At 47.5% G+C, this 17495-nt stretch carries 17 protein-coding genes; 9 read left to right on the top strand and 8 right to left on the bottom strand.

Going from position 1 to position 17495, the window contains the following annotated elements; translation table 11 throughout:
* The first annotated feature begins 2 nt into the window (after positions 1-2).
* The 5 genes from RIF36_RS16505 to RIF36_RS16525 all read left to right on the top strand — a co-directional run bounded on the left by RIF36_RS16505 (position 3) and on the right by RIF36_RS16525 (position 3583).
* Positions 3-473, top strand: a complete 471-nt coding sequence (locus RIF36_RS16505; protein WP_350125000.1) for a GNAT family N-acetyltransferase — start codon at positions 3-5, stop codon at positions 471-473.
* A gap of 89 nt (positions 474-562) precedes the next feature.
* Positions 563-1831: a mandelate racemase/muconate lactonizing enzyme family protein gene (locus tag RIF36_RS16510; RefSeq protein ID WP_350125003.1), complete on the top strand. Its 1269-nt coding sequence runs from the start codon at positions 563-565 to the stop codon at positions 1829-1831.
* A 26-nt stretch (positions 1832-1857) separates the two neighbouring features.
* The gene (locus tag RIF36_RS16515) at positions 1858-2316 is read left to right on the top strand and encodes a hypothetical protein (protein ID WP_350125006.1); all 459 of its coding nucleotides are present in this window, start codon (positions 1858-1860) and stop codon (positions 2314-2316) included.
* 307 nt (positions 2317-2623) lie between these two features.
* Positions 2624-3136 carry a hypothetical protein gene (locus RIF36_RS16520; RefSeq protein WP_350125009.1) on the top strand — a complete coding sequence of 171 codons (513 nt, stop codon included), beginning with the start codon at positions 2624-2626 and terminating at the stop codon, positions 3134-3136.
* Positions 3137-3319: 183 nt separating this feature from the next.
* A complete protein-coding gene (locus RIF36_RS16525; RefSeq protein WP_350125012.1) occupies positions 3320-3583 on the top strand; it encodes an ABC transporter permease in 264 nt (87 codons plus the stop codon).
* Between the two features lie 150 nt (positions 3584-3733).
* On the opposite strand, the gene RIF36_RS16530 is transcribed toward RIF36_RS16525, so the two are convergent.
* From RIF36_RS16530 to RIF36_RS16540, 3 genes are all read right to left on the bottom strand, one after another.
* Positions 3734-4363 carry an ATPase gene (locus RIF36_RS16530; protein WP_350125015.1) on the bottom strand — a complete coding sequence of 210 codons (630 nt, stop codon included), beginning with the start codon at positions 4361-4363 and terminating at the stop codon, positions 3734-3736.
* A complete protein-coding gene (locus RIF36_RS16535) occupies positions 4347-4481 on the bottom strand; it encodes a hypothetical protein (RefSeq protein ID WP_317487635.1) in 135 nt (44 codons plus the stop codon). Before RIF36_RS16535 ends, RIF36_RS16530 begins: the two co-directional genes overlap by 17 nt.
* 248 nt (positions 4482-4729) lie before the next feature.
* A complete protein-coding gene (locus RIF36_RS16540; RefSeq protein ID WP_350125018.1) occupies positions 4730-4978 on the bottom strand; it encodes a hypothetical protein in 249 nt (82 codons plus the stop codon).
* A 129-nt stretch (positions 4979-5107) separates the two neighbouring features.
* On the opposite strand from RIF36_RS16540, the gene RIF36_RS16545 reads away from it, so the two are divergent.
* Entirely contained in the window at positions 5108-7468 is a 2361-nt protein-coding gene (locus tag RIF36_RS16545) for an ABC transporter permease (RefSeq protein WP_350125020.1), read from the top strand.
* Here RIF36_RS16545 and RIF36_RS16550 read toward each other — a convergent pair.
* Entirely contained in the window at positions 7465-9549 is a 2085-nt protein-coding gene (locus RIF36_RS16550) for a helix-turn-helix domain-containing protein (RefSeq protein ID WP_350125023.1), read from the bottom strand. The genes RIF36_RS16545 and RIF36_RS16550 overlap by 4 nt on opposite strands.
* A 249-nt stretch (positions 9550-9798) precedes the next feature.
* Here RIF36_RS16550 and RIF36_RS16555 point away from each other — a divergent pair, with 249 nt between their 5' ends.
* The 3 genes from RIF36_RS16555 to RIF36_RS16565 all read left to right on the top strand — a co-directional run bounded on the left by RIF36_RS16555 (position 9799) and on the right by RIF36_RS16565 (position 13248).
* Positions 9799-10386 (top strand): ankyrin repeat domain-containing protein, encoded by a 588-nt coding sequence (locus RIF36_RS16555; RefSeq protein WP_350125026.1) that lies wholly within the window; start codon positions 9799-9801, stop codon positions 10384-10386.
* Positions 10387-10410: 24 nt separating this feature from the next.
* Complete coding sequence (locus RIF36_RS16560) at positions 10411-11466, top strand: acyltransferase family protein (RefSeq protein ID WP_350125029.1); 1056 nt, start codon at positions 10411-10413, stop codon at positions 11464-11466.
* A 186-nt stretch (positions 11467-11652) separates the two neighbouring features.
* Complete coding sequence (locus RIF36_RS16565; protein WP_350125032.1) at positions 11653-13248, top strand: ABC-F family ATP-binding cassette domain-containing protein; 1596 nt, start codon at positions 11653-11655, stop codon at positions 13246-13248.
* Positions 13249-13278: 30 nt separating this feature from the next.
* Here RIF36_RS16565 and RIF36_RS16570 read toward each other — a convergent pair whose 3' ends face one another.
* The 4 genes from RIF36_RS16570 to RIF36_RS16585 form a co-directional block, all read right to left on the bottom strand.
* Positions 13279-15411, bottom strand: a complete 2133-nt coding sequence (locus RIF36_RS16570) for a ComEC/Rec2 family competence protein (protein ID WP_350125035.1) — start codon at positions 15409-15411, stop codon at positions 13279-13281.
* Positions 15412-15493: 82 nt separating this feature from the next.
* Positions 15494-15961 (bottom strand): hypothetical protein, encoded by a 468-nt coding sequence (locus tag RIF36_RS16575; RefSeq protein WP_350125038.1) that lies wholly within the window; start codon positions 15959-15961, stop codon positions 15494-15496.
* Positions 15962-16016: 55 nt separating this feature from the next.
* Positions 16017-16460, bottom strand: a complete 444-nt coding sequence (locus RIF36_RS16580; protein WP_350125041.1) for a GNAT family N-acetyltransferase — start codon at positions 16458-16460, stop codon at positions 16017-16019.
* Positions 16457-17416: a PhoH family protein gene (locus RIF36_RS16585; RefSeq protein ID WP_350078045.1), complete on the bottom strand. Its 960-nt coding sequence runs from the start codon at positions 17414-17416 to the stop codon at positions 16457-16459. The genes RIF36_RS16580 and RIF36_RS16585 overlap by 4 nt, the downstream gene beginning before the upstream one ends.
* Between the last annotated feature and the right edge of the window lie 79 nt (positions 17417-17495).

A 17495-nucleotide genomic window follows, 5' to 3' on the forward strand; every position in this document is an offset into this window, starting at 1 on the left:
AAATGGAAATCGAGTTCAAACAACTGTCGGAAATAGACAAGTCGGACATCATCACGCTCATGAATCACCCGCTCGTCAGGCGGCAGATGCCCCTGCTGAAAGATCATTTCGACGAAAATGCCTGCGAAACCTTCATTGCATCTAAAATGAAACTGTGGAATGATCACGGGTATGGCCCGTGGGCATTTGTCGTGAACAATGAATTTGCAGGATGGGGTGGCTTGCAGCCTGAGGGTGGAGAAGCTGATTTGGCCCTGGTTTTACATCCAAACTACTGGGGCATTGGGAAAACATTGTATCAGAAAATTATAGATAGAGCATTTATCGACATGGGACTGGAATCGGTCACCGTATTGTTTCCGCCTTCAAGAACCAGAGTGCAAGGCTTGCTACGCCTTGGTTTCAAGGAAGACGATGATTTGTATATTGGAGATCAACGCTTTATAAGGTATCGGCTGGGGAATCCAATGTAGTCCAAAGAATCTCACTCTTTCGCTTTTTCATTGGATGCCGAGGGCATAATTCCCTATTTTTATAGAATGCCCAAACACACCACCTGCTCATGAAACGAAGAATCTTTGTCCGAAACCTGGCTTTAGCTACGCCTGCGTTGGCTTTTATGCCCTATCTCGACCTGTTTTCCAACCCGCTCAAGGGAAAAGTAAAAATCACCGACGTACAATGTGTGCTGACTAAAATTGGCTTTCGGGTCAGTCCGTTGGTCAAGATCAGCACCAACGTGGGGCTGGTGGGCATTGGCGAATGCCATCACGACGAAACCGGGTATGGCGCCAAAGACATCATCCAAAACGTTTGCAAGCCCATCCTGATGGATCAGGATCCGCTGGACCTGGAATACCTCGTGTTCAAAATGAGCACCCGCACCTCCTACTACGGCGGCAATCATGGCCTGGCCACCCACGCCATCACTGGGGTGGAGTTTGCCATTTGGGACCTGATCGGCAAAATCACCGAACAGCCAGTGCACAAAATACTGGGCGGTGGCAGTCACGTGAAGGAAGTACGGGCCTACGCCTCCTCGGGCCCGCAGGACATGCTCAGCAAAGACTCCTGCGCCGAATTCGCTGAACTAATGAAAAGCCAGGGATGGACTGCCTGCAAAACCAATATCTTAAGAGACCAGGAATGGAACCGGCTCGACAACCGTCGGCTGTCCAACGTGGAGGCCGACCGGAATGGAACAGGCTACGCCAATATGAGAGAAGCTCTCGGGCTCGAATTCGATATTGCAGTGCACTGTCACTGGGAGTTTGATTTCGACAGCGCACTAAGGCTGGCCAATGCAGTAGCGCCTATGCGACCTATCTGGATGGAAGACCCACTTCCCATAGCCTACAACGAACAGTGGATCAAGCTGACAGAAAAGTCGCCCGTTCCCATCCTCACCGGTGAAAACCTGTACACCCGGGACGACTTCCGGCCCTTTATCGTGAACCAGGGGGTGAACCTGATTGAGATTGATGTGTCGATGGCGGGAGGGCTGCTTGAAGCCAAGAAAATTGCCGACATGGCCGAGACTTACTATATCCCAGTATGCACGCACAATGTAGCGGGTCCTGTAGCCACTATTGCCTCAGCCAATTTTGCTGCTTCAGTGCGGGAGTTTGTGGCACACGAAGCGTTTATCTTCCACCCGAAGAACAAGGCAGGCAATGGCATCAATGGCGACCCTGATGTGCTTGGTTACGACAAGGACGTGATTAAGAACGGCCACATCCAACTCAGTGAGCGGCCTGGCTTTGGGATAGAGCTCAATGAGAAGCTCATCAAAGAGAAATATATGGTGGAGGGGGAAAGCTGGTGGAAATAACCGGATGATAAAAAAATAAAAACTTCTTGAACAAACAGAGGTTTGCATCAGAGTGGCAATACTTCAACATGTCAAATACTGAAAAACAAATAGCCGAAGCCATTGTAAGGGCCAACGGACTGAGCCTAACCACGCTTGGCTTACGCTTCGATAAAGTCGTGGTGCGGCTCCTGGGGAGTCTCAAGGCCTCTTTGGAAGGCGAGATACCGACAGGGAAAGCTGTTGTAGTCACGATTACCGCACCCATCAAGCTTCCGGCGAAAACAGCGGATGCGCTAAAAGAAAAAATAGAGGGTGCACTAGCGTCTGGTATCCCACACGAGGAACTAAACATTGCTGTCTTTCACAACACCGTTTGCCTAAAGGTGCTCAATGTTTCGCCACATCAGGGGATGAAATTTCTTGGTCTCGTGCACAATCCTGACACTGACCCCAGGCTGCTTCTTGATTTGGTGTCTAAGTGGCTTTCAGATGACAGCCGCTGATTTTATTGTACCGCCTTATAGCTGTTTTTCTGACCTGAGAAAACCTTATTCAGAAGGATCCGGCATGGTAACAACAAACTCCGCTCCTTCGCCTCTCCTGATGCAAGCGCAATGTCGTTAAATTAAGAGGTTCGGTCTCCAAATTGTATTTTTGCTACTGACCCTAAAGAACATATAGACTACCATTAGCAGGCCTCTTTAGGGGTGTCTGGCTTAGGGATTAAGGGTAAAATGCTTTTAACTTAACGACATTGGGCTTTTGACGTTGACGGCAAGACACCCTCTGAAAAACAGCTAACAAACACTCATGAGTCAATTTGATTTCAAAAAGAGAAACCTTCTATCCGGCCCACACCTGCTGGGGTCGCTGATGATCCTGGCAGGAGTATTTGCCCTGATAAGTCCCATGCTAATGGAGAGCGGGAGTTCGCTGGAAAAGACTTTGCTTGTGGGAGGTGGGGCTGTGGTCATAGGCCTTGCAATAGTGTCTTCATACGATGGAACGCTCATCTATTTTAGTGAAAACAAGATGAAAGACTACACGTCAGTTTTCGGATATAAATTTGGTGAGTGGGTGGAGCTTCCGTCTATCGCCACGGTAACGGTCACCTCCACCAACTACAGAAGCACCAACACGTCCAACGGCATCAGTCCTACGCTTTCGGGAGAAGTAACTGACTACAGGGTTCTCTTGTATACCAATAGCGCCAAGCCGGCATTTTCATTTGCATACCCAAAGAGGTCAATTGCCATCGATGCTGCCAAACGGCTCGCCGATGGCTTGCATGTTGATGTGGTGATGCGGCTACCGGAAGAGTAGGTGTTTGACATGTTTACCTGAGTGACCTACTTTCCATTTCCCCAGAAGGCCAGAAAACATAGTAGCTTGCCAGGCAAGGCCCTGCCAGCGGCCACCCTCCAACCAAAAAGAGCATTGTTGCATCTACCTACTAACCGACAATTTTTGTCACGTCGATCACATCCCTAAATAAACCATCTGACCATGCACAACCTAACTTCCTACCTTCGCTTCCTTTCCCGTCACAAAACGCTCAGCTTCATCAATGTGTTTGGCCTGGCTATTGGCTTTGCGGCGTGCATTTTTATTGGGCTGTATATCACCGAAGAGCTCAGCTACGACCAGTACCAAGAGAAACTGGACAGGATATACGTGGTCGCCTCAGAAATAAACTCGGGTAAGTCGGTCACCAAAGTGTCTACTGCTCCCTGGTGCGAGCCTGCGGCTCGTATCCAGTTAAATCAATAACCAACAGTATCATCCCTAGGGCTAATGGTACGAAACTCCGCCCGGGTCAGGCTCCCCAATCGGGTATCGCACCAGCGCTTGCTGCTATTGCCGAGCTTTGCTGCTCAGATGCGTTGGGCCGATTTCTCAAAAAAAGGATGTATCGAAACATTATCCGTATCCTAAAAGAGCCTTCAGGTTAGGTAATAATGTGATTAAATCGTTGTCTACATCTTTGATGAATATCGGCATTTGATCTTCGATCACAAATTGCAATTCAAAGCTATTAGAAGAGTTATACAATGCTATTCGGTCAAAAGCCGATATAGCTTTATCGTCGAATATTTGCAGGCCTCTGGTAAATCTTTCTCTAATCGTGGACTCACTCACTGCATGGCCGCCTTTCCTGACTCTTTCCTGGACACGCTGAATTGCAATGGTCGGATCGGTCAGCGCCAAGAAGTATAGAATCGTTGTATAACCCAATTTCTTAGCTTTTTTTGCTAGTTGGATATTGTATTCTGAGTGGAAATTTGTTTCGTAGGCTACCGACTTATCTTGAGAAAAAGAATGAGACAAATATGATTCAAATTTTGAGTTGATAGACTCCCTGATTCCTTCGGTAAGCAGGGGATCAAAGCCAAATTTTCTCCATACTGATTGGAATTCCTTATCCCAATCAAAGGCTTCTATCTCATACGGCCTCAGTATTTCTTTACTCGTAGTCGACTTGCCAGCACCGTTGGGTCCGGCAATGACAATAAAAAATGGCGACGAGCTGAATTCAGATTTTTTCTGCAACAACTATCACTTTTGGAGCGACTAACTGTTTTTTCCCTCCACGGGATGCCTTTTCTCTCTTTAAAGCCTCATTCATTGCTTTTTCAGCTCTTAATGCGTCTTTTACTGCGTCTTTCATGTGTATAAAATTTGTTTTTCAGCGGCCACCGGTTCGCCGGTGCGATGGAATAGCCCAAGTTCCTTTGAAAATGAAAATCGATTGCTCTACGACGTTATTCATTCTCGTTGGGTGTGGCTCTCCTTATGGCTATTTCATATTAACAAATATACAAATTTATTTGCGCTCAGGAATTTCCTCCGCAGCTGAAAGCATCAAAAAAGGCAGCCTCTCAGCCGCCTTTCTCCTTTCCTTGGCTAAACCCACCGCTACATTGCCTCAATCTGCGCCTGCGCCTGGTCGGCGATGCTGGTGGGTGTGGGCGACAAAGATGAGCTGTTTGAGGTGGAGCAGGTAAAGGCATTGTACGACGAGGTGCCAGGAAACAAAAAAAGGAGATTGTGGTGCTGAAAGGCGCCTACCATGCGAGGTTTCCCGATGATAGCTGGCAGGTGCTGATAGACTGGTTGAATAAGAGCTTTTAAGGTTTGTGGCTGCGATAAAACATATACAGCCAAATTTGCAGCCGAAGCCTTTGTTCCTGCACTCCGTTGAACAACTCTCCAACCAAAAAGTACCTTATTGACTCTGGGTACTAACAAGCGGCCACTATCGCCCCGACTATAGATTCAACTAAACTCCGGCCAATGCACAACCTAACTGCCTACCTTCGCTTCCTTTCCCGTCACAAAACGCTCAGCTTCATCAATGTGTTCGGGCTGGCCATCGGATTTGCGGCGTGCATTTTTATTGGGCTGTATATCACCGAAGAGCTCAGCTACGACCAGTACCACGAGAAACTGGACAGGATATACGTGGTCGCCTCAGAAATAAACTCGGGTGAGTCGGTCACCAAAGTGTCTACCGCCCCGGGGGCGCTTGCCGCCGCACTCAAAAATAGCTTCCCCGAGGTGGAAGAAGCAGTAAGATTGGTGACCATGGGCGGAACTGTAAAATACAAAGACAAGATTTTTAACGAAGATGATATTTACCAGGCCGATCGGGAGGTATTCAAAGTCTTCACCTATCCTCTCCTGCAAGGCGATCCAAATACTGCCTTGACAGCCCCCGAAAGCATCGTGCTAACGCAGTCGCTGGCACGTAAGTATTTTGAAGATGAAGACCCGCTCAGCAAAACAATCATCATCAATGACCGCAACTTTCAAGTGACGGGCGTAATGAAAGACCTGCCAGCCGCTACCGACCTGAAATTCTCTGCCCTGGCCGCTTTTGATAACCAAATGGACGACAGCTGGTTCGATATTGAGTATTTCACCTATATTTTGTTTGACAAGAGCTACCAGCCAAAGGGCCCGGCTGGCCAGGCCTTCGCAGACAAACTTACTTCCCTTACGAATGAGTATCTGAATGAACCCTTGAAGGAAGAAGGCCTGATCTTCACACTTCCCCTTACCCCGCTTGCTGATGTTCACTTCCGGGAGCCGGTATACGACGACACGCCGAAGGGAAATATGCGCTTCATCTATATCATTGGCGCAGTGGCACTATTGATGTTGTTGATTGGCAGTCTCAACTTTATCAATTTCTCGCTGCTACAGTCACTGGAAAGAGGCAAAGAGGTTGGCATTCGAAAAATTGTGGGGGCGAGGTACCATCAACTGGTAGTCAAATACCTCACCGAGTCGGTTATCATCGCTTTCCTTGCCTTCACACTATCACTTGTGGTAGTGGTGCTCTTTATGCCTCTTTTCAATAATGTGTCTGGCAAAAGCCTGGAGGTTCAGAGGCTTTTCACTCCAGGTTATATTGGATCTGCCGTCGTGATTGTTTTACTGGTAGGTGTTTTAGCTGGTAGTTTCCCAGCCTTTTTCACTTCCTCCATTCAGCCACTACAGTCGCTCAAAGGGAAGATCACCGGCCTCAAAGGGCAGTGGTTTCGCAAGGCCTCTATTCTGGCTCAGTTTGCTATCGCCATGGGGCTGATCATCGGCACGCTGCTCATCAACCGGCAAATGCAGTTTATCAATAACTACGACCTTGGCTTCAGAAAAGAGAACATTATTGTAGTGAACACACCGGCCGATTCTGTTTCTGCTGGAAGGGTGGGTGTATTTAAAGAAGCTTTACTTCAAAACAATACCATACAGCTGGTGAGCAAGGTTGGATGGGGTGCCATACCCGGCAAAGACCCCATGAAGGGCACCATCAAAGTGAAACCGAACGGAGATTCGAGGCTCGTGAATATTCTGAATGTAGATGAAGACTATGTGAACACACTCAACATACAAATGCTGGAAGGGAGAAACTTTGATGCTTCCAGGCCCAACGACAAGAAACAGGCGGTTTTGGTAAATGAAGCTTTTGCCAGGCTTTGGGGCTGGGAGAAGCCGCTTACCGAAAAGGTGGTGTGGGATGAGGAAGTGGAGGTGATTGGCGTCATACGGGACTTCCATTTCAAATCCCTCCGTGGTGCGCTTGAACCTACAGTCATGGTGTTTGAGAAGAATCGGTTCCCAAATACAATTGTTCGGTTTAATGCCAACGTTCCGGTCACTCAGCAAATTTCAGTATTGGAAGAAGAGTGGAAAAAAGTATTCCCCAACAAGCCATTTAGTTCCTACTTTCTCGATCAATCCATTGCAGAACAATACATCGCTGAAGAGCGAACATTTACGCTTTTCACCTCCTTCAGCACCTTAACCATTATCGTATCGTGCCTCGGTTTGTTTGGCCTTTGTTCCTTGTCCATTTCTCAAAGGAGAAAAGAGGTAGGCATCCGAAAAGTCATCGGTGCGAGCTATCGGTCAATGATCTCACTTTTCTCAAAGGAGTATTTAGTACTGATTGGGCTGGCTTTTGTGTTGATAAGTCCTGTTGTTTACCTCCTAATTTCACAATGGCTGGAGTCATTTACCTACAGGGAAAATGTCAGCCTTTTTGTGTTCATTGCAACAGCAGTTGGCGTATGCACCCTTGGTCTGCTCACTGTAGTATTAAGCATTGGGAAAACGTGGAATAGCAATCCGGCGAGTTTGATCCGGGACTAAAGCTTCATTGGCAGCAGCCCCTTCTCTTCCAGGTGGGCTTTGATCTCCTCATGGTCCTTCCAAAACTTCGCCCTTACCTCGCCAAATGCCTTTTGAAATTCAGGCCGATCTTTGATGGGTTCAAACATGGGGTCCATATCCAGCATCAGCACCCAAATGTAGAAGTTGTCCTGTTTTGAAAACAAGGTCATCTCCTCGATGACTTTTGGCCAATCTTTCAAATAGGCGAAGTATGCAGCCTGGTTCACGTGCATGTAAATCGTGGGGTCGTTGTCGGCATATTGTTTATAGCGACTGATAAATTGCCCGGCTTCCTCATTGAAACCCATTTTTTCGTACACGGCCCCAATCTTAAGGTTGGCGTGGGCATACAAATCAAGATGAAGGCTGTCCTTTAGGGTGACGAATTTTTTGTAGTAACGGTAAGAATTTTCATAGTCCATCAGCACAAAGCAGGTGTTACCCAACTCTTGCAAGAACATTATATTGTTAGGATCATTTTCCAGCTCTTTGAGCAGAAAATCTTTTGCCTTTGCAAAGCTTCTGGTTTTGGCTAGCTGGGTGAATACTTTCACCATCCTTGCTATAGTGTTGCCGGGCTCATACGCAATGGATTTGTCGATGTAAAAAAGTGCTTCATCCACGAACCCTGCCTGCACCAACGCATTACTTATTTGCAGGTAGTTGTAACTCTGGGTGGAGGAGTCTGCTGCCACATCCACCCGGGCCTTCATCAATGCGTACTCCAAATACTTTCCCGTATCAGGTCGGCGGGAAAAATAATATTCGGAAAGAAAATGCAGGACGACACCCGAGTTGGGATTGTACTCCAGCGCCTTTTCCAGGTAAGGTACTGCCTGCTCGTTCTTTTCTTCATAGATGTAGGCCAGTGATTTAGCCACAAGGCTTTCCGGCAAGGTTGGATCAAGAGCGAACGCCTTTTCCGAGCTCTGGCTTATTTCCTCACTATACAGCTTGTCTGATCGATAGATATCCAGGTAAAAATACACCATGGTCATATCGGCATAAGCAAGGGCAAATTGATCGTCTATATCAACAGCATTTTTATAATAAGGAATCGACGCCTTCAGGCTTTCGCCAGTACTTTGATAGAATAGCTCCGTTCCTTTCAGGTAAAAATCATAGGCTGCCAGGCTCTCTGTCGGCCGCTTTCCAATTCTTTCTTCCTCTTCCGGTGTAATGAACACCTGTATCTCCTCGGCGATATTTTTAGCTACTTCTTCCTGCAATTCAAAAATATCTTTCGCCTCCCTCCTGTACTGCTTGGCCCAAAGATGGCGGTCAGTGGCTGCTTCTATCAACTGGATGTTCAACAGTATTTTCTCGCCAATTTTCTGTCCGCTCCCTTCTACGAAATAGCTGACGTTCAATTCCTTCGCCATTTCGGGAATTGACTTGCTCGTGTTGCGGTATTTTTCAGAAGATGTGCGGCTGATCACCCGAACGTCACGCATCTTTTGCAGGTTAGTCAGGGTCGACTCCATCAGTCCATTAATAAGGTAAACGTTGGTGGAGTCGTTGCTTTCGTTTTTGAACGGCAGCACGGCTATCGATTTGTCGAGCGGAGCCTGCGCTGCTTCCGGCGTCTGCGGACGGTAGAAAAACCAAAAGGCCAAGGCCCCGATAACCACCAAGGTTCCCACCGCCAATGCCGGAACCAGAAATGATTTTCTTTTCTCAGCAACAGTCGAACTCACCGGTTCGTGATGCTCTCTTTTCCCCACCTCCCCCGGCGGATAGCCATAATACTCACGAAAACATTTGATAAAGTACGATGTACTGCCAAAGCCGACTTTGTACGATACCTCCGACACATTCATGGAAGTTTGCCTGAGCAACTCCATGCCCTTTTTTAGCCTCTCCTGGCGTATAAACTGGCTGGCGGAAAGCTTGGTCAGTTTGCTGATTTTGCGCAGCAGATTTGAACGGCTCATGTTCACCTCACTGGCCAGCTCCGACACGCCAAAGTTTTCATCAGAAAGGTTGTCGCCGATGATTACTGTAAGTTGGGTCAAAAAATCATTTCCCTCCGTCAGACCGGTTGGGCTTTGGTTCTCCATTATCAGGCAGCTAAAAGTTGTGCAAGCTCTACAAAAATGGTGATTCCAAGTGGAAGTCACAAACGTTCTGGAATGAGTAATGCAAGCATGCTTTCAAGCAGGTTTGCGTCATAATTTATATCAAATCGTCATAATTTTCATCTCTTCGCCAAACCTTATGGTTTCGGCTGCAATCGTGCTTAGTGCTGCGCCAGACCTTGACGGAACTTTGTCTCAAACAAATTTCTCAGAAACTAAACTCAAAGAATTATGAAAACGATCATGAAAAACGGTTTAACAACTTTCACTCAACTGTTGCTGGTAATTGTACTTTTGGGTACCTCCGCCTGTACGAGCGACTCAAAGAAGAGCGAGTCCACCACCGCAGCATCCGGCGTTTCCGCACCAGAAATGGATATCCACACTGCGGTGCTTTCCGGTGATATTGAAGTGTTGAAGCAACACATAGCTGCCGGCTCTAACCTGAACGAGAAAGACCCTTTCGGAGGGTCAAGCCCTTTGATTTCTGCGGCCGTATTTGGTAAGCCGGAGGCAGCCAAAATTCTTATCGACGCAGGTGCTGACATCAATTTCCAAAACAACGAAGGCTCTACCGCACTGATCTCAGCAGCATTTTTCTGTCGGCCGGAAATTGTGCAAATGCTGCTCGACAAGAATGCAGACAAAACTATTAAAAATAAATATGGCGCAACCGCCTACGACGGAGTGGCAGTACCATACGCCGACGTAAAAGGCAGCTATGAAATGATGGCCACTATGCTTGCTCCAATGGGCATGAAACTCGACTACGCCTATATAGAAAAAACAAGGCCCGAGATAGCGGAAATGCTGAAATAATAATAAGTATCAAAGACTACTCAAATGACAACAACAAACAGAAGGTACGATGTTGACTGGTTGCGTGTAATCGCCATCGGCTTGCTACTGATCTACCACATCGCCATTGGGTTCCAAACCTGGGGCGTGATGATTGGGTTCATCACCTCTGAAAAGTCATGGGAATCATTGTGGATTCCCATGTCGATGCTGAATGTGTGGAGAATTCCCCTACTATTTTTTGTTTCTGGTATGGGCGTCTACTTTGCGCTGAGGCGCAGGAACTGGAAAGAACTGATGCTGGAGCGTTCAGGCCGTATACTGGTGCCTTTCCTTTTCGGGATGTTCGCCATCGTGCCTATTCACATCTATATTTGGAAGTCGTATTACAAGATGACAGCCGGTTACGAATATAACCCCGGGCACCTGTGGTTTCTCGGCAATATCTTCATCTACGTGCTAGTGCTCTCTCCCCTTTTCTTCTATCTAAAACATCATGAAGACGGGAAAATGGCCAAGGGGATCAAATGGCTATTTGGCAACCCGCTTGGGCTCATTGTCACTTTGGTTGTTTTCGCTGCAGAAGCATGGCTGGTGAACCCGGGTATCTATTCCCTTTATGCCACTACCTGGCACGGCTTCTTCCTTGGCCTGCTGGCATTTTTCTTTGGGTTCTGTTTCGTGCTTAGCGGACAGCCCTTTCTGGAAATGATCCTGAAGTGGAAGTGGGCGTTTGTTATTGCTGCCACTGCACTGTTCGTTATCAGAATGGTTGTTTTCAATCAGGTAGCACCTAACTACCTACAGTCTATAGAATCAAATTTCTGGATCTTCTCGGTTTTCGCCTTTGGTTACAAATACCTGAATCACGGTGGCAAAACCCTGACCAACCTGAGTCAGGCTGCCTATCCGGTGTATATCCTGCACATGGTGTTTCTTTATCTGGGGTCGAAATACATTTTCCAGCTCGATGTTGCAGCACCTGTCCAGTTTCTGATGGTGTTGATGTTCACGACCCTTGGTTGCTTCGCTACTTATGAAGTGATCAGAAGAGTGAAATTCCTGAGGCCATTGTTGGGTCTAAAATGGAGATCCTCATAATTTTGTCCTGTGATTAGTTGCAATGGTTCGTTGAAAGCCGGGCCATTGCAACAAAATCACCCTTGCTTCCGTACCAAAAAAAGCCAGACAGTCATACTCAATGTGAAATCTAATTTCTTTCAAATAAAGTAGGCAGCCTCTCCCCCTCCGCTGCATTTTGTTCACTTCTACCGAAAGAAATTCAACATGCTTATTCTTCAAGATATTACGTATACCCATCCCAATAAGGATGTGCTGTTCAGCCATCTTAACTTCACGATCAACCGACACGACAAGGTAGCCCTCATAGGCAACAACGGTGAAGGAAAGAGTGTGCTCATGAAAATCATGGCCGGGGAGCTGGAGCCGTCTGCAGGAGCAGTGCAGTCCGGCTCAAAGCCTTATTACCTTCCGCAATTGTTTGGGCAATTCAATGACCTCACTGTTGCCCAGGCGCTAAGGGTTGACAGAAAAATCGATGCTCTTCACCAAATACTGGAGGGCAAGGTAACAGAAGCCAACATGGCGATTCTGGACGATGACTGGAGTATTGAGGAGCGCTGCAGCGAAGCCCTGGCCAATTGGGGGCTTGGAAGCTTGCCTGCAAACACCAGCATGAGCTCTCTAAGTGGAGGGCAAAAGACAAAAATATTTCTAGCTGGCATTTCCATACACCAACCGGAACTGGTGCTGTTTGATGAGCCCAGCAACCATCTCGACTCCACCGGCCGGGAATTGCTTTACCAGCTGGTGCGGTCAAATTCCCTCACGCTGGTTGTAGTAAGCCACGACAGGCAGCTTTTGAACTTGCTTGACAATGTTTATGAGCTCAGCCGGGGCAAAATCACGATGTACGGAGGGAACTACGAGTTTTACGTAGAGCAGAAGAAGATAGAAAGCCAGGCACTCCAGCACGACGTGAACAGCAAAGAAAAGGCCCTTCGCAAAGCGAAAGAAGTAGAAAGAGAAGCCGCCGAAAGAAAGCAAAAGCAGGATGCCCGGGGAAAGAAAAAGCAGCAGAAAGCCGGGATGCCGACCATCATGATGAACCTCATGAAGGACAAGGCCGAAAAAAGCACATCACGGCTCAAAGGCGTTCACGCAGAAAAGATAGGCGAGATCACCCAGGAGCTCAGCTCACTCAGAAAAGAGCTGCCCGACAGGGACACGATGAAGTTTGGCTTCGACAATTCCAATCTCCACAAAGGCAAGGTGTTGGTAGAGGGGAAAAAACTTAACTACGGGTATGGTGAAAAGGCACTTTGGGCACACGGAATTGATTTCCGCATCACCAGCGGCGACAGAATAGCCATTAAAGGCCTGAACGGCTCTGGAAAAACTACATTGATTAGGCTAATACTTGGCGACACACAGCCCCAATCGGGCACGATCTACCGGGCAGGCAGCTCGGCCATCTACATCGACCAGGATTACTCGCTGATCGACAACAAGCTCACTGTGTATGACCAAGCCCAGCTATTCAACACCTCCAAGCCACCATTGCTGGAACACGAAGTCAAAATAAGGCTGGCCAGGTTTCTGTTTTTCAAAGAAGAATGGGGCAAGCCATGCAGTGCGCTAAGTGGAGGTGAAAAAATGCGGCTGATGCTCTGCTGCCTCACCATTACCCACCAGTCACCCGACATTATCGTGTTGGACGAGCCCACCAACAACCTCGACATCCAGAACATCGAGATTTTGACCGGGGCCATCAACGAATATGAGGGCACGCTACTGGTGGTGTCACACGATAGCTATTTTCTGGATCAGGTAAACGTGGATCGGGAGATTCTTTTGCGGTAAAAAAAATGCAAGTCAGCGAGAGCTGCGCTACTACTCACGCTCTCTCAAATCTCTCACATAGGCACCCTCCCATGGAATGATATAGACTTCTACGCCGGTTCCCTGCAACGCCTTCGAAGTTCTGCTCAGGTAGTTGAACCTGCTTGTTCCGTCAAAAACTATTTCCTTTGGCGCAAAGTACTTCCCCAGATCCGTCGGCCAAAAACTCTGGTTGGATACGATCAGGAGGTCGGCCGCCAGGGGTTCTGAAAAAGCTTTACGCTTCGGCAGTGGGTTCAGGATATGAAACACTTTCAAGCTGCCGGCCTTTATTGCAACGAGGGTGTCTTCTATCAACACTGTTTGAGGGAGCCAGTTGTCAGCATGGGAAACAAAAGGGATCATTGTGCCCTGCTGGATGAGATGAGGTCTCACATTAAGGTTGAATAGTCGTTCCTCCTGCTTAAAGGCCTCATCAAAATAGTGAAACACCTTCCCTCCTTCCTGATAATCCATGGCAGTGTAGCCGGTCATTTCGTAGATCACAAGCTCCCTTTTCTGATGTTTGTCTGCTACAAAAAGTCCTTTCGACAGGACAAACAGCAGCAGGCAGGCAGCCATATACTGAAACCACCTGTAATCACGGCTCTGCCACCAAAACAGCATCAGCAGAAGGGCACCGTACAACAGCCAGGTTTGTGCGGAGGAAAAGGAAATAGGGAAGATTTGGCTGGCCGGCAGCTGCTCAATAAACTCAACAAACCAGTTGAGGCCAAACACCATCCATTTCAGCATAAAGGCGATCACTCCGGCCAAAAAAGATGACACATAATGAACAGCAAATAAAGCCACTCCGGTGCTGAGGATCAGAAATGCTGCCGGAATGACCAGCAGATTGGACAGCAAAAACCAACTGGGAAACTGATTGAAATAGTACATGCTCAATGGCCCTGTGGCTAGCTGAGCAGCCAGAGAAACGCAGGTAATAGCCCAGATTTTGTCGAGCAGCCAATGAGGTGCAGCCCATTGGCGGTACAGAAAGGGTTGAAGATAAACAATACCCAGCACCGCCAGAAACGAAAGCTGGTAGCCCACATGAAAGAGAAAGTTGGGGTCGTAAAGGAGCAGCAGAAAGGCAGCCAGCGCCAGCGAATTGTAGATATTGGTCTTTCTACCCAGGCCTTCTGCCACCATTACAATAGAAAACATGGTGACAGCCCTCAGCACCGAAGCCGACATGCCGGTGATCAGTGCAAAGCCCCACAGGCAGGCAAATAAAATGACAAACCGCACAAGCTTGCCGTATTTACGCTTCTCCAATGGCTTCAGCAAAAATGCCAGGATCATGTAGATGATGCCGACATGCAGGCCTGACACTGCCAGAATATGCATAGCACCAGCAGCCGCATAGGCTCGGCGTTGTTCGATGTCAATTTCGTCTTTCTGGCCCAGTATCAGCGCCTCAGCTATGCCCCTTTCCCGCACATCCGGCAGGTATTCCTTCAGCACATGTAGCAGTTCTCTCCTCCAGCCCATGGAAACGCTCACTAACCTGTTGGGAGGGTCTGAGCCAGCCAGGAGCACGTCGTTGAAGGTAACATAGTCCTGAAAATGAATGCCTTTCCTGGCCATGTACTGCTTAAAGTCAAATCCGCCAGGGTTGCGCAGCGGTCTGATTTCTTCCGGGCTTCCGTGGATCCAAAGTACCGTCCCGTACTTCAGGGCACTCAGGTTGGCCGTGGTGGCTGAGTCTTTTTTCAGGTAAACCTGCACCAATCCAGTCTTTCGCAGCAACGAATCGCCCGACCTAATGGCAGTGACCTGGACATCAAACGCCCAGGTATTTGTCTTTTCTGCAGGATCATCTACCAGAATTCCTTTATAGAAATCTATCGGCGTCTTGCTTGTATATAAATGATTTTCCTGAAATATGGCCTCAGTTGACTGCCTTCTGAGGATGCCCACAAGGCCTATGGAAAGCATAAACACGATACCGAAAAGGTAGCGCAGACTTCGGGCAGCGTTTTTTCTGGAATAAAACCACAGAAGCAATACCACAAGCCAAACAAGCCCTATGTACGAAGAAGGAAGCCAGGTGCCTCTCAGAAACAACTCATGGCAGCCAATGCCAGCAGCGCAGGCTATAAAAATTCTAACAAAAGGGATGGCACTCCAGCGGATCAATTGGCTACTATTTTTCTAAAAATAGTAATTCTGCCGCTCTAATTGGAAAAGTTCGTGCTAAAGATAATAACGAAAAGACTTCTCATAAATGCTTCAACAGTAGCTGAGCCTTTTGGATATCTTTGGGTCGGCCGAAAAAACGATAAATCCGATGCTGCTCCTTGATAGTGGGTATTTTCACTTGCATGCCCGCAACCGTCACGTTCATAAATTGCCTGACAAGCAATGGCACCCATTGTTGTCCCGCATTCACTTCAAGGTTTCCCATCACCTCTGCGTCAACTCCTTTGAAGTGAAACCTGCCCGAGTTAGACCTGAAAATTCTGTCATAGGCATAGACATGGTCCTTTACCTGCCTGTCTTTCCATTGTTCCTTGAGGAAGTTAGCGTCTGCACTGGAGGTCAGCAGGTTGATGTCTCCTATCTTGTACATTTCGCACCCTGCCAACACCATGGCGGCGCTACCAATAACAAAATAATCGTGCTTAAGAAGGTGAAGATCCCCGCCTGCCAACTCAAAAAAATGAGTTATTCTTTCCAATGCTGTCAATTCTCTATCGTTTAAGCTTTAACTGGTCTCAATTTCCAAGCTGATTTTCTCAAAGTCAGCTATTGTGATCGTACTCCATTTCAATATGAAGAATGTTACACTCTTCGAACTCCTCTCCCACGGTCACGAACCCATGCGATTGATACAAAGGCACCACGTCCACTTGTGCATGAAGAAAGACTCTGGTTCCCAACGGAACGGTCGCAAGTACATCTCCCATTACCTTTTTCAACAGCTCTTTACCAACTCCCTTTCCCCTAAAACTAACAAGTACAGCAAACCGTTCGAGCTTGACGCTATTTTCTACATATCTCCACCTGGCAGTTCCAGCAGGCTGACTTCCAAAAAAGGCCAGAAAATGGGTTGACGATTCATCCAAACCATCATATTCATCCGCTTCACTCACCTTCTGCTCCTCAATAAATACAGCACGGCGAATCCGAAAGGCATGCTCCAGGTCTTCTTTCGAGGCGATTTTCCTAACCTCTATATCATTCATTTGCGGTCTTCTTCTCCTTCGTCAAACTGATCATAAGCCTTGATAATTTCTCTCACCAGCTTATGTCTTACCACATCTTTGCCATCCAGCTCCACAAAACCAATGCCTTTCACGTCCTTTAGCACGTTCAATGCTTCAATAAGACCTGACTTTTGCTTTTTGGGCAGATCAACCTGCGACTTGTCGCCCGTAATGATCACTTTCGAGGTGGGGCCCATCCTGGTCAGAAACATCTTGATTTGCATGGCCGAGGTATTCTGCGCTTCGTCCAGCAAAATAAATGCATGATTGAGCGTACGGCCCCGCATGTAGGCAAGCGGCGCTATTTCTATCACCCTATTTTCCTGATAAAACTTCAGTTTTTCAGGTGGTACCATGTCGTCCAGTGCATCGTAGATCGGACGAAGATACGGGTCGATTTTTTCTTTCAGGTCACCAGGCAAAAACCCAAGGTTTTCTCCAGCTTCTACCGCCGGACGGGTGATGATAATTTTTTTCACCTCTCTGTTCTTGAGTGCCTTTACTGCCAGTGCCACAGAAATATAGGTCTTGCCGGTACCAGCCGGGCCTATGGCAAACACCAGGTCGTTCTTCCGGGACGCTGTTACAAGTGCTTTTTGATTGGGCGTTTTCGGGACGATCTTAAAGCCTTTGGTGCCATAGATGAGCACATCGTCCTTGTCCTCGTCGAGCACAGTCTCGTCCTCTTGCGTCAGGTAGTTAGAAACATTCTCTTCCGTTACCATACCGAACTTGTTGTAGTGCTGAATGAGAGAATTGAGGATGTCGTTGATCCTGATGATTTCGGGCGTGCTGCCCTGTATCCTTATCTCATTTCCTCGGGAGATGATCTTGCTTTGAGGAAACGCCTGGGCAATTTGCTTAATATTTTGGTTCTCAATCCCAAGAAAATCGAGAAGGGAGATATTCTCCAGTGTGATGACCTTTTCTATCAAATGATGATCTATTTTAGATTCTGTTAGTAATCAGCTAAGTGCTTTATTTTTATTTACTTTGCCCCTGTAAAACTAACTA

It is taken from the genome of Imperialibacter sp. (assembly GCF_040222815.1).
Taxonomy (GTDB): domain Bacteria; phylum Bacteroidota; class Bacteroidia; order Cytophagales; family Cyclobacteriaceae; genus Imperialibacter.

Coding starts and splice junctions, on each gene's coding strand:
- RIF36_RS16565 (WP_350125032.1), top strand. CDS start 11,653: ATGCTTATTCTTCAAGATATTACGTATACCCATCCCAATAAGGATGTG.
- RIF36_RS16525 (WP_350125012.1), top strand. CDS start 3,320: ATGCACAACCTAACTTCCTACCTTCGCTTCCTTTCCCGTCACAAAACG.
- RIF36_RS16555 (WP_350125026.1), top strand. CDS start 9,799: ATGAAAACGATCATGAAAAACGGTTTAACAACTTTCACTCAACTGTTG.
- RIF36_RS16560 (WP_350125029.1), top strand. CDS start 10,411: ATGACAACAACAAACAGAAGGTACGATGTTGACTGGTTGCGTGTAATC.
- RIF36_RS16550 (WP_350125023.1), bottom strand. CDS start 9,549: ATGGAGAACCAAAGCCCAACCGGTCTGACGGAGGGAAATGATTTTTTG.
- RIF36_RS16535 (WP_317487635.1), bottom strand. CDS start 4,481: ATGAAAGACGCAGTAAAAGACGCATTAAGAGCTGAAAAAGCAATGAAT.
- RIF36_RS16505 (WP_350125000.1), top strand. CDS start 3: ATGGAAATCGAGTTCAAACAACTGTCGGAAATAGACAAGTCGGACATC.
- RIF36_RS16545 (WP_350125020.1), top strand. CDS start 5,108: ATGCACAACCTAACTGCCTACCTTCGCTTCCTTTCCCGTCACAAAACG.
- RIF36_RS16510 (WP_350125003.1), top strand. CDS start 563: ATGAAACGAAGAATCTTTGTCCGAAACCTGGCTTTAGCTACGCCTGCG.
- RIF36_RS16580 (WP_350125041.1), bottom strand. CDS start 16,460: ATGAATGATATAGAGGTTAGGAAAATCGCCTCGAAAGAAGACCTGGAG.
- RIF36_RS16520 (WP_350125009.1), top strand. CDS start 2,624: ATGAGTCAATTTGATTTCAAAAAGAGAAACCTTCTATCCGGCCCACAC.